Below are 12,674 nucleotides of genomic sequence, written 5' to 3' on the forward strand. Positions count from 1 at the left end.
CCGCCTCTGCCAGACACCTTGTCATCCGTATGCATGCATCCGTCTGTCTGCGGTGTCTGTCCTAGCTGCGTTGCAGCTATCTGTGCTACGCACAGAAACGGCGGTAAATTATCGTTTATCCTATTATTCAATTCAATTTTTTCATCTATGTTCGACAAAATCGCTGCTATTTTCTTTTGCGTTAGTAGATCAAAATTTGGCACTTCGTATTGCATTATTGCAGTTTTATCACCACGAGGCATTTTTGTACCTTTGGATGTTGCTGTCGAATAATTGAAAAAGGCATCATCGGCAAGCACATAATAAAGGAATTTTGCATTAATATTCTCTTTTGCTCTCAAAACCAGTACATCATTTGAACAGCCACCGTCGCAATCAGCAAACCATATTTTTTTGAAATACGGTCTTATATTTGACACCAAAACATCACCTTTTTGATAAGCCCGTGTTTGAGCAGTTTTCGGAAGCGATGACGCAGTAGTTACACCTTCCTTGTTAGGCAACATATTTTCTGTTGAAATATAATCTGTACCTTTCAAAACGTTCACATCAATTTTTCCCGTAGCATAAAAGCATATGTCTTTCAACTTATATTTCATACCCAATCGCCCCCAATTTCTTTCTGATTTCATCCTCCAGCTCATGCGATCTTGCAAACATATCCGAAAGTTCAGATGTAAGACGAGTCATTTTTTCTTCAAACGGTTCTCCATCATCTTCCTGTTCCTCAATGCCTACATAGCGTCCCGGTGTAAGAATATAATCCTGCTTTTCAATTTCCTGAATGTCTGCCACCTTGCAAAATCCAAGTATATCTTCCTGTGTACCGTTTTGGAACGCCTCAAAAGTATCTGCCAATTTTTGAATGTCCTCATCCGTAAAATCACGATGTTTCCGGTCAACCATGTGGCCCATTTTTCGTGCATCAATAAAAAGTGTTTTTCCTTTTTGCCTTTTCCCTTTTGTAATAAACCACAATGTTACCGGAATTGTTACACTGTAAAACAACTGTGTTGGCATCGCAATAATTCCTTCAATCAAATCATCCTCTATGATTTTCTTGCGAATTTCTCCTTCGCCACTGGATTGTGTAGAAAGTGCACCATTTGCAAGAACAAGACCAATTTTTCCATTTGGTGCAAGATGATGAATCATGTGCTGAATCCAAGCGTAGTTGGCATTACCGGCAGGTGGAAGTCCATATTTCCAACGCTTATCCTCCATCAACTTATCTTGTCCCCACGGATGATAATTGAAGGGGGGGTTAGCTAAAATAAAATCTGCCTTTAAAGTCGGATGTAAATCACTTGTAAAAGTATCTGCATTGTACGGACCAAGATCTGCATCAATGCCACGAATTGCCATATTCATCTTTGCCATTTTCCAAGTATCCGGATTTGCTTCTTGTCCATAAACAGAAATGGCACTTCTTTTATGACTGTGTGCTTCAATAAATTTCTCACTCTGCACAAACATACCGCCAGAGCCACAGCAGCAATCATATACTCGACAGTTATCAAATGGTCGAAGGATAGAAACCAATGTTTTTACAACACTAGATGGTGTATAGAATTCTCCACCACCAACACCTTCTTTCTCAGCAAACTGAGCAATGCAATACTCATATGTGCGTCCAAGCAGATCTTCACTTGCTTTTGCATCACTCATATCAATATTATTAGTGAAAATATCAACCACATCACCTAAAATTCTTTTATCCAAATCCGGGCTTGCATAATTTTTCGGAAGAACATTTTTCAGTTTCTTATTCTCTGATTCTATCGCTCTCATTGCATTATCAATGATTGTACCAATTTCCGGTGTGTGTGCCTTAGACGCAATATTTCCCCAACGTGCTTCCTCCGGAACGAAAAATACATTGTCCATTTCATAAGCATCACGATCATCTTCAAAACCATCACCCTCATCAACAAGTTCTTTGTAACGCTTATCAAATGCCGCCGAAATATAGCGAAGAAAAATCAATCCTATAATTACTTTTCTATACTCTGCTGCCGGAATGTGTCCCCACAAAACACAAGCTGCATCCCAAAGTTGTTTTTCAAATCCAATATTGGCGTTTGTCTTTTCTGCCATTATAATATCCTCCATATCAAGCATTTATCTTCAAATTTCAATCATTTTAAAATAACATATCGCCCTATTACTCACCTCTGTCATTTTTATTTCTGTAAATGCCCTTTGTTCTATTTTATCATAAGAAATAGCATTCAACAATATCACCTGCAATAATGAATACTCAGCAATTCTGTTCATTTTCCTATTCTGATAACAAGATTTTTTAATCAATATCCTCACCATTTCCACTTGTTCTATTCCACCAGCATAACCATGGGATAAAACTTTTCATTCAAAAATATCATAAATGATCAAAAAGCTTCAAAATTATATATATTCCTCAAAACAAAAAAGAACCAATCAAAAATCGACTGGTTCTAGTCTCTCTGAAAACTTATTATAACTTACTTTGATAATTTTCCAATTGATGAAAAATTCCAATTACATTGACAACATCTGCTGTCACATCAAAAATGATGATATAATTCATTTGCGGCACAATGGCTTCGCGATATCCTTTCTTGGCAAGATATTCATCTTTGCATTCCAGAAATTGATATGGATTAAACTCCAATCTTTCATAAATAATATTGATACCATCCAATAGATGTCTAGCAGCCTGTTTATTATTCAGGCGGTCAATCAAATGATATATATGATGATCAAGTAATTCATCAGCATATTCTGTAATATTCAATTTATAAGCCATACTTTTTCCTCATTTCTCCTAGTGCAGCTTTGGCATCTTTTACCTGACCTGCTTCTATCTGCTTTTCAGAAATTTCAATATCTCTATACAAATTAAATTTTCCCATCATTGTCTCATAACTTTCCATGCTCATAATAACCATATCACCATAACCATTTTTTGTTACATAGATCGGTTCCTCCATCTTGTGACACATATCAGAAATTTCTGATGTATTTTTTAAATCTTTAATCGGAATAATCTGTGGCATAATATGCACCTCCTTATCTATGGATTAATTATACCATAATTATACCCTGTTTCAACCCATTTATTATTACTTCCGATCATTTTTCCACAAAAAAAGACGATAGCCTCTAACTATCGTCCTCTGAATGCACCAGGTGGGATTTGAACCCACACAGTGTTGCCACCGACGGATTTTGAGTCCGTTGCGTCTGCCGTTCCGCCACTAGTGCATGCTGTGTCACAACAAAAAATATATTATCATACATAATGGAACTTGTCAACTGCCTGATGGCATTTTCCCATCTGTTTTATGAGCCGTTTTCCACCTGTTTTATACATAAAAAGCTGTTTTTATCAGCACTACGCATGAGATTATCATATAATAAACATTTCTGCCATCTTGACAATAAAAGCTGCTGCACTTGCACCTACCGCAACAGTCAAAAGTCCTTTCTTAGCAAATGCCAATACCAAAGCGACGATTGTTCCGGCAATTGCAGAGACCAGTCCGTTGGTTGAAAAAATAATAGCCGGAAAGGTCATCGCCCCCAGGACAGCATAAGGTACATATGTTAAAAAGGAACGGATAAATACGTTTTTGACCTCACCTTTGCATAACACAAACGGAATTGCACGGATCAGATAAGTAACGCCCGCCATCACTGCTAAATAGATAAAAAATAAAACCGTATCCATAATATTCTCCTTTTGTAAATTTATCCTATCTGTTCTTCCTGTTCCATTGCTTCCATCTCTTCTTCCGATGGCACCGGATACAGCCATGCTCCGATCGCGGATGCCACAACCGCGCAGATAATAACAACAAATCCCGATGAAAGCTTACAAAGAACCGGAAGCCATTTGAACGCACAACTCATCGCTGCCGCAATCAATATGACAAATAAAAAGCGATAATTTTCTTTTGCTTTCGGTATAATGATTGCTAAAAACATTCCATAAATGGCAATTCCCAAGGCATCTGACAAAACAGCCGGCAAAACACTTCCAAGTAACGCCCCCATTACTGTTCCAACTGCCCAGCCAAGATAGGGAACAATGATCAGTCCGGATAAATACCGGCGGTCTACTTTTCCTTTCCGACTCATGGCAACCGCAAAAATTTCATCTGTAATACCGACTCCGGTAATAAAACGCCATGGTGTATTTAATGACTTATCTACTTTCTGCGATAAAGATAATGCCATCAATGCATAACGCAGATTGATCACGAATTGTGAAAGTGCCATCTCAATAAAAGCACCTCCAGCAACCATAATGTCCAATCCTGCAAACTGTCCGGCAGATGTAATACATGTCATAGAGATCAGGACAGCCTGCCACCAGCTCATCCCGACGTTTACAGCCATCAATCCAAATGTAAAACTAACCGAGACATAACCTAATGCGATTGGAATTCCATCTTGCATTCCTTCTTTTAATGACTTCATCCTTCCCACTCCTCACTATTTCTTTCCTATCTTCTGATAATACCTTACACTGCTCTTTTATATTTTTTATAAGATCACGACGCAAAAGAAAAGCACCGTATAGCTATTGCTACGATGCTTTCCTGAAAATCATAGAATCATTCTCAATCTTCTATCAAATAATTAACCAATAATTCTTCTTGCACATGCCGGTGTTCTGTATCTGTAGTTAGAAATCTTGATACCGTCTTTCTTATTACTAGCATGAACAACACGTCCGCCACCGATATACATAGCAACGTGACCAATACTTCCACCATTGCGATAGAAGATCAGATCTCCTGGCTGTAAGTTTGAAAAACTTACGCTTCTACCACAACCTGCCTGTGCACCCGATGAATGTGGCAAGCTATATCCAAACTGTGCATAAACAGCCATCGTAAATCCGGAACAGTCTGCACCATTTGTAAGACTTGAGCCGCCCCATACATATGGATTACCAACAAACTTCGTTGCATAGGATGCAATCGAAGAACCTGATCCACTGCTTGATACAGATGGACTGCTCGAACGTCTGCTTGAGCTTGAACTGCTTGATGAACTTGATCGTCTGCTTCTGCTTGACGAACTTGAACGTCTGCTTGACGAACTTGAACTGCTTGATGAGCTTGAACGTCTGCTTGACGAACTTGAACTGCTTGATGAGCTTGAACGTCTGCTTGATGAACTTGAGCTGCTTGACGAAGACGAACTGCTTGATGATGCACTCTGTCTTTCTCTTGCAAGTTCCTCCAAACGCTGCTGTTCAGCTTCTTCGGCTGCCTTCTTACGACGAGCCTCGGCTTCTTCTTCTTCAATAGAAACAGCCTTTTTAAAACGAACTCTTGTATTTACAAACTCTTTTGCAATATATCCTTTGACACCTTCATCAATCTCTACTTTATACCAATTATCGCTTTCACCAAGGATTTCATACTTTTCATCCTCAGGAATCTGTGTAATGATCGTTGAAGTTGTACTCTTCTTAGAACGGACATTTAATGTAATGACACCTTTCTTTAAGAACGCATATGCTGTGCCATATTTTCCTGCTAACTTCTGAGCATCTGCACCAATAGCAAGAAGATCCTTACGAATATAACCTGTAACAGAGCCGGATGAAATCTTAACCCATCCATTCTTTTCACTTAAAATCTCTGCTGAGGAACCTTTATAAAGTTTTCCGACGATTTTACTGTCTGTATTTGGCTTCTTACGGATATTTACATAATCACTTGCGGTTGAAATACCAAGATTTCTAAACTGCTTTGCAACTGATTCTTCTTTTCTCTGCTCTTCTGTCTGAGCTGCCTGTGCTGCCTGCGTTGCAGCAGGATCTGCTGTCTGTGCAGCCTGAGCATTCTGTGCAGCATCTACTGCGGCATCCGTTGCCGGAACAGCACCTGCTTCTACACTTGCTGTTGCAACAGGATCTGCTGCTTGTGCTTCCTGCTCCTCCTGTGCTACGTTCTCTAAATAATATTTATCAAGCGACAAGGAAAGACCTGCCATTTCTGTTTCCTGACCGTAACTTGCAGCATCCGCATTATCACTAACACTTGTATATGTAGCTAATGATAATGTAACGGCTGTGCCGAAAATAGCAGCATTTCTTATCCAACGTGTCTTTAACATAATAACCCTCCATAAAAATTTGAAACACTAAATGAATTCTAGCGATCTGTGTAATACATACAATGCCATAACATTGCCGATTGTTTTATCCTATGAATGATTTTTTCATAAAATATTACAAATTTATTACACATCAAAAACAATTATAACAAGGTCTCCCTTCATTGTCAACCCACCCGCCAGAAGTTTTATCTAAACGAATGCCTTAATTTATGGGACTTTTTCGTCATATTCCATTTATTGGATGATTATTCTTCATACCGAAATCTTTTCTACGATCGTAGAATTTTCTGTAATATTTTATCCGGACCAGATTATCACACATTTATTTACATTTTATTATTTGATCGCGATCGCTTCTACTTCAATAGCAACATCTTTTGGAAGCTTTGCAACCTGTACACAGGATCTTGCAGGATACGGTGCCACAAAATAGTCTTCATAAATAGCATTGATCTTTGTAAAATCATCCATATCTTTAATAAATACAACTGTTTTTACTACTTTTTCCATAGAAGATCCTGAAGCTTCTACTAAAGCCTTTAAATTCGAAAAAGCCTGTTTTGCCTGTTCTTCAACAGAACCGGTTACCAGTTCTCCTGTAGCAGGGTTGATTGGGATCATACCTGATGTATATACCATATTATTTACTTCAATTGCCTGTGAATAAGGTCCGATTGCTGCCGGTGCATTTTTTGTACTGATCTCTTTTTTCATAATTTACCTCTTTTCTGCGTCAAAACGCTTATACTGTTTTGTTTTTCAACAATAGTATAACATTCTTTCTTCGTTTTTCAACCGGACTATTTTTCAATACGCCATTATCTATGAACCATTATCGCAACATATTTATCTTTATAAAACTATATAAATATGATATAATAATTCCAAGATACAAGCGTTACACGCTTGACGCACTTTGTGCTGTATTTAATTTTGTCCTTCATGAATTCTGCACCAGAAAGCCAGCTCTCCTGTGTTGCGAATTCATGATATTGTATTGAAGATAATACAACAACCGGATATACTCTCGGAATTTTCTAAATGAAAAATTTCGAGAATACATCCGGACAGAACGGAGGTAATAATGACACAAAAAATCGAACTGGGTAAATATCAGGAACTGATCGTTACAAAGAAAACAGATTTCGGTGTATTCTTAAACACACCAACCGGTGAGGATTCTCAAAAAATTCTTCTACCCAAAGCACAGGTACCGGCAGGAACGGATTTAAAAGACGTTCTCAAGGTATTTGTCTATAAAGATTCCGAGGATCGCCCGATCGCAACAACTTTAGAACCGGATCTTACTTTAGGCAATGTCGCACGTCTTTATGTTACACAAGTCACCCCGATCGGTGCTTTCTTAGAATGGGGGCTTGCGAAAGATCTTTTTCTTCCATTTAAAGAACAACTGTATAAAGTACAAGAAGGTGATGCCGTATTAGTCACTCTGTATATTGATAAGAGTGAACGCCTTTGTGCATCCATGCACGTCTATGATGCTCTTCGCAATGATTCGAATTATCAAAAAGATGATGAAGTAAGTGGCAGAGTTTACGAGATCAGCGAAAACTTCGGTGTATTTGTCGCCGTGGATGATATGTATTCAGCTCTGCTTCCGAAAAAGGAAGTATTTGAAACATACCGCATCAACCAGCCAATCTACGCCCGTGTAGCACAGGTAATGGAGGATGGCAGACTGACATTAAGTGTTAAAAAGAAAATACCGGAACAGATGAATGAAGATGCTGATTTCATTTACCGGTGTCTCGAACAGGAAGGCGGCTTTTTGCCATTTCATGATAAAAGTGCACCGGAAGCGATCAAGAACCGGTTCCATATGAGCAAAAATGCTTTCAAACGCGGCATCGGTCATTTGATGAAAAAAGGTCTGATCACGATCGCTAACGATGGTATTCGCAAGGTATAACATATCTGCTTTACTTTGTGAAACTAGCAGGAAAAGGGGTTGCGGTTGTCGCCGACCAGATTCGTGAACTCTCCGAACAGACAAAAAAATCAACAGAACAGATTGAACAAATTGCAGAACAGCTAAATTCCAATGCAGATGTTACTGCAGATCTTGTTGGAAAATCTTTGTCTGCCACCATGCAACAGAAAGATTTGATCGAACAAAATGCAGCAAGCTTTGTTCAATTGCGTAATCATTCCGACAGTCTTTCTGAACGTGCAGATAATTTAGAACATGAAATCAAGCATCTGCTTCATTCTAATAACCGTATTGTGGAAAGCATCACCCAACTTTCTGCTGTTAGTGAGGAAGTCACTGCAAGTACCCAGGAAGCCAGTGATATGAGTGAACATGATCTGGAAGAATTAGAATCTGTCACCATCCGTATCTTAGACGTACAAAAAACAGTAGATCAGTTGAAACAATATCATACAGAGGATTCTGAATCTGCTGAGCAAACTGATTGATCAGCTCTAAAAAGATCATAGCATAACAAACAATATTAGCATTGTAAAACGGTCATACAGAGAAGTGTTCTCTATATGACCATTTTAAGTACTCAGAGAATTAAAGATCTGTTCTCTGCTCTTTAACTTATACTTTTGCCTTTTATCTCTTTTGGCACATATCTAAAAAGTAAGCATGGACTTTATCACAATCTGTCACTTCCGGATGAAAGGCAAGACCTAATTGTTTTTTATATTGCACGGCAACTATCTTTTCATCAACCTGTGCTAAAATTTCTACCTCATCCGTGCACTTTGTAACATAAGGTGCACGGATAAAGTTCATCGGGATCATGCCTACACCTTTCATTTCATGTGTTGTATGAAAACTTCCTAACTGTCTTCCATATGCATTTCTTTTTACTTCTACCGGCATCGTAGCAAAATGTACCACATCATCATCTGCCAATTGTTTTGCCAATAGGATCAGACCTGCACAGGTTCCCATAACCGGAAGCCCCTCTTTAATCCTCTTATGAAGCGGATCAAAAAGATCCAGATCTTGTAAAAGCTTTCCCATCACTGTACTTTCACCACCCGGCAGTATCAAACCATCCATCGGATTTTGCAGATCTTTTGCCTGACGGATTTCAAAAACATCCGCTCCAAGAGCAGTCAGCTTCTGTTCATGTTCTGCAAAAGCTCCCTGTATTGCTAATACACCAATATTCATTGTTATCTCCTTTTTTACAGCAACACTGTCATAGTGTTTTTCTTCACTGTCCATCAGTTAATCTGTCATAGCATTTCTCTTTATTGCCCGACAGTTAATCTGTCATTATATTTCTCTTTATTGCCCGACAGTTAATCTGTCATTATATTTCTCTTTACTGCCACCTGACACTAATCGGTCAAATTTCTATTTTCCACGTTCTGCCATCAAAAGCTCGATTTCCTGCTCATTGATACCAACCATGGCTTCACCTAAATCCTTTGAAAGCTCTGCAAGCAGTTTAGCATCATTATAATTCGTTACCGCCTGTACGATTGCCGCTGCTCTCTTTGCAGGATTCCCTGACTTAAAGATACCGGATCCGACAAAGACACCTTCTGCACCAAGCTGCATCATCAAAGCCGCATCCGCAGGGGTTGCTACACCACCGGCTGCAAAATTTACAACAGGAAGTCTCTTTTCCTCATACACCTGTTTTACTAATTCATATGGTACCCGTAATTCCTTTGCTGCCTGGAAAAGCTCGTCTTCACGCATCGATACCAGTTTTGCGATCTCCTGATTCATTTTACGCATATGTCTGACTGCCTGTACAATATCTCCTGTTCCAGGCTCACCTTTTGTACGGATCATGGATGCCCCTTCATTAATTCTTCTAAGAGCTTCGCCTAAATCCTTTGCACCACATACAAATGGTACATTAAACTTTGTCTTATCGATATGGAACACATCATCTGCCGGAGAAAGCACTTCACTTTCATCGATATAATCTATTTCAATGGCTTCTAAGATCTGTGCTTCTGCAAAATGACCGATACGGCACTTTGCCATAACAGGAATGGATACCGCTTCCTGAATGCCCTGTATCATCTTCGGATCACTCATACGTGATACACCACCGGCTGCACGGATATCTGCCGGGATTCTTTCTAATGCCATAACTGCACATGCTCCTGCTTCCTGTGCGATCTTTGCCTGCTCCGGTGTCGTAACATCCATAATCACGCCGCCTTTTAACATCTGTGCTAACTGTTTATTTAATTCATAACGATTATCTGACATATTTTCCTCTTTTCTGCACATCATTCCTTTGTAACCGGGCCCTGTTCTATCCGATGTGCGGGATATACGTTGTATTATAACAAAGTTTGGATATATTAAAATAACCATTTTTGTTTATTTTAATAAGGTCAGTTTTTTTGCAATTTCCATAAAAAGGTGCAAAGCCAGCGCTTTGCACTCCAAGAATTGCTAAAGCAATTCTTGTTGGTGTACCACTACTGTACGAGCAGTTTCCTATTCCATAAAAAAGTGCAAAGCCAGCGCTTTGTCAAAAGTTTAATGGAACATTAAACTTTGCAAGAATTGCTAAAGCAATTCTTGTTGGTGTACCACCGCTGTACGAGCAGTTTCCTATTCCTTTAAAAAAAGAGAAACATCTCAAATGAAACATTTCTCTATCCTGACTTTTATTCTTTTGGGGGACAAAACACCTGATCCATTCATTACTCTGCCGTCATGATATATGCACACTTTTCCAAATTCGTAAATGACAGATCGTTTCGCTTAATGGCAGATCATTTCACTTAATGGCAGATCATTTCACTTAATAGCAGATCATTTCACTTAATAGCAGATCATTTCGCTTAATGACAGATCATTTCACTTAATGACAGATCGTTTCACTTAATGACAGATCATTTCGTTTGATCACATATCGTTTATTCTATAAATTCACCGAATTTACGGAAACGGTTGTATCTTTCTTCTAAAAGCTCGTCGATATCCTTCTTTTGCAGTTTCGGAATGGTTTCACACAAAGCTTCTTTCAACGCATCTGCTGTATATTCGAGATTGTTTTCCAGTCCCTCTTTAGGTTCTAAGAACATCTTGTCGATCACTTCATTTTGTAAAAGATCTCTGGCTGTCATTTTCATCAGCTCTGCTGCTTCTGCAACTCTTGACGAATCACGCCATAAAATACTTGCAAAACCCTCAGGCGAAAGCACAGAATACATACCATGCTCTAACATCCATACCCGGTCAGCAACGGCGAGTGCTAACGCACCGCCACTTCCACCTTCACCAATAAAAATACTGATGATCGGTGTTTTCAGACGTGACATTTCCATCTGGTTACGAGCCAATGCTTCTCCCTGACCACGTTCCTCTGCACCGATTCCGCAAAAAGCTCCGGCTGTATTGATAAACGTAATGACCGGACGGTGGAATTTCTCTGCCTGCTTCATCAATCGAAGAGCTTTGCGATATCCTTCCGGATTCGGACATCCAAAATTACAGGCAACATTTTCATCTAACGTATGTCCTTTTTGCACTCCGATCACGGTAACAGGAGTTCCATTCAATGAAGCAATCCCACCAACGATCGCACCATCATCCGCATAATAGCGGTCACCATGAAATTCCATAAAATCATCAAAAATAGCTTTAATAAACTGCCTGGTGTTCGGTCTCTCGATCATTCTGGCGATTGCTACCGAATTCATTGCATTACTCATCTAGGCTTCCTCCCTTCCGGTCTGGCTGTGTAGGCGAAGAATCTTACCAAGCTCATTGCGAAGCTTCTCACGATGAACGATCCGGTCTACAAATCCATGCTCTAATTGAAACTCGGCACGCTGAAAACCTTCAGGAAGATCCTGATGGATCGTTCCTTTGATCACACGCTGTCCTGCAAAACCGATCAAGGCTTTCGGTTCCGATAGGATAATATCTCCAAGCATAGCAAAACTTGCTGTCACACCACCGGTCGTTGGATCGGTAAGAACAGTCACATATAAGAGTCCTGCTGCATCATGTCGTCCTAACGCTTCTGATACTTTCGCCATTTGCATTAGTGAAATGATACCTTCCTGCATTCTAGCACCACCGGATGTTGTAAAGATGATGATTGGCAGACGATGTTTTGTTGCATATTCTACTGCTCTTGTAATCTTTTCTCCGACAACAGATCCCATGCTTCCCATCATAAAATGACTATCCATAATAGCAAGAACCGTCTTTTGCCCATGAATCGTACATCTTCCGGTCACAACGGCTTCTTTGATCCCTGACTTATCCTGTGCTTTCTTTATCACCTGATCATATTCCGGGTAATTCATTGGATTCTTCGGATGCATATTCTGATCAAATTCCTCAAAGGAACCTTCATCACATGTAATGGCGATCCGTTCAGCCGGGTTCATTCGAAAATGTGCATCACAATTCGGACAAAGCTTATACTCTGTTACTTCTTTTTTGTAAATAATCGCTTTGCATGTATTGCACTTGATCCACATTCCATCCGGGATCGATGGCTCTGCTTTCTTTCTTTTATCCACCTTTTTTGTCCGTTCCCTGTTCTCTATAGAAATATAATTTTTCTTACCAAATAAATTCAACG

The 12,674-nt window shown here is 39.4% G+C and carries 12 protein-coding genes, 1 tRNA gene and 1 pseudogene; 2 read left to right on the top strand and 12 right to left on the bottom strand.

Features of this window, described 5'->3' with window-relative positions; all coding sequences use genetic code 11:
* The 9 genes from H8700_RS00005 to H8700_RS00045 form a co-directional block, all read right to left on the bottom strand.
* Nucleotides 1–599: restriction endonuclease subunit S (locus H8700_RS00005; RefSeq protein WP_249302020.1), on the bottom strand; the 599-nt coding region annotated here is incomplete at its 3' end.
* Nucleotides 589–2,097, bottom strand: coding sequence for a type I restriction-modification system subunit M (locus tag H8700_RS00010; RefSeq protein WP_249302022.1), 1,509 nt, complete (start codon nt 2,095–2,097; stop codon nt 589–591). The genes H8700_RS00010 and H8700_RS00005, both read right to left, overlap by 11 nt.
* A gap of 379 nt (nt 2,098–2,476) precedes the next feature.
* Nucleotides 2,477–2,788 carry a type II toxin-antitoxin system RelE/ParE family toxin gene (locus H8700_RS00015; RefSeq protein WP_249302024.1) on the bottom strand — a complete coding sequence of 104 codons (312 nt, stop codon included), beginning with the start codon at nt 2,786–2,788 and terminating at the stop codon, nt 2,477–2,479.
* Nucleotides 2,778–3,038: a type II toxin-antitoxin system Phd/YefM family antitoxin gene (locus tag H8700_RS00020; RefSeq protein WP_249302026.1), complete on the bottom strand. Its 261-nt coding sequence runs from the start codon at nt 3,036–3,038 to the stop codon at nt 2,778–2,780. The genes H8700_RS00015 and H8700_RS00020 overlap by 11 nt, the downstream gene beginning before the upstream one ends.
* A gap of 125 nt (nt 3,039–3,163) precedes the next feature.
* Nucleotides 3,164–3,246 (bottom strand) — tRNA-Leu (locus H8700_RS00025).
* 145 nt (nt 3,247–3,391) lie between these two features.
* On the bottom strand, nt 3,392–3,712 hold the full coding sequence (locus H8700_RS00030; protein WP_249302028.1) for an AzlD domain-containing protein: 321 nt from the start codon (nt 3,710–3,712) through the stop codon (nt 3,392–3,394).
* A 20-nt stretch (nt 3,713–3,732) separates the two neighbouring features.
* Nucleotides 3,733–4,464: an AzlC family ABC transporter permease gene (locus H8700_RS00035; protein WP_249302033.1), complete on the bottom strand. Its 732-nt coding sequence runs from the start codon at nt 4,462–4,464 to the stop codon at nt 3,733–3,735.
* A 162-nt stretch (nt 4,465–4,626) separates the two neighbouring features.
* Nucleotides 4,627–6,117, bottom strand: a complete 1,491-nt coding sequence (locus tag H8700_RS00040; protein WP_249302040.1) for a C40 family peptidase — start codon at nt 6,115–6,117, stop codon at nt 4,627–4,629.
* A 339-nt stretch (nt 6,118–6,456) separates the two neighbouring features.
* Nucleotides 6,457–6,834 (bottom strand): RidA family protein, encoded by a 378-nt coding sequence (locus H8700_RS00045; RefSeq protein ID WP_022141587.1) that lies wholly within the window; start codon nt 6,832–6,834, stop codon nt 6,457–6,459.
* Nucleotides 6,835–7,204: 370 nt separating this feature from the next.
* Between H8700_RS00045 and H8700_RS00050 the strand changes: the two genes are divergently transcribed.
* Both H8700_RS00050 and H8700_RS00055 read left to right on the top strand, forming a co-directional pair.
* Nucleotides 7,205–8,050, top strand: coding sequence for a CvfB family protein (locus H8700_RS00050; protein ID WP_022141588.1), 846 nt, complete (start codon nt 7,205–7,207; stop codon nt 8,048–8,050).
* A gap of 17 nt (nt 8,051–8,067) precedes the next feature.
* On the top strand, nt 8,068–8,559 hold the full coding sequence (locus H8700_RS00055; protein WP_249302042.1) for a methyl-accepting chemotaxis protein: 492 nt from the start codon (nt 8,068–8,070) through the stop codon (nt 8,557–8,559).
* A gap of 142 nt (nt 8,560–8,701) precedes the next feature.
* Here the strand turns inward: H8700_RS00055 and pdxT are convergent, their stop codons facing one another.
* The 3 genes and pseudogenes from pdxT to H8700_RS12510 all read right to left on the bottom strand — a co-directional run bounded on the left by pdxT (nt 8,702) and on the right by H8700_RS12510 (nt 12,672).
* Nucleotides 8,702–9,271 carry a pyridoxal 5'-phosphate synthase glutaminase subunit PdxT gene (gene pdxT / locus H8700_RS00060; RefSeq protein ID WP_249302044.1) on the bottom strand — a complete coding sequence of 190 codons (570 nt, stop codon included), beginning with the start codon at nt 9,269–9,271 and terminating at the stop codon, nt 8,702–8,704.
* Nucleotides 9,272–9,457: 186 nt separating this feature from the next.
* Complete coding sequence (pdxS, locus tag H8700_RS00065) at nt 9,458–10,333, bottom strand: pyridoxal 5'-phosphate synthase lyase subunit PdxS (protein WP_249302046.1); 876 nt, start codon at nt 10,331–10,333, stop codon at nt 9,458–9,460.
* Between the two features lie 659 nt (nt 10,334–10,992).
* Nucleotides 10,993–12,672: pseudogene (locus H8700_RS12510) on the bottom strand (acetyl-CoA carboxylase carboxyltransferase subunit alpha).
* Between the last annotated feature and the right edge of the window lie 2 nt (nt 12,673–12,674).

This window comes from Jutongia hominis (genome assembly GCF_014384965.1).
Lineage (GTDB): Bacteria > Bacillota > Clostridia > Lachnospirales > Lachnospiraceae > Butyribacter > Butyribacter hominis.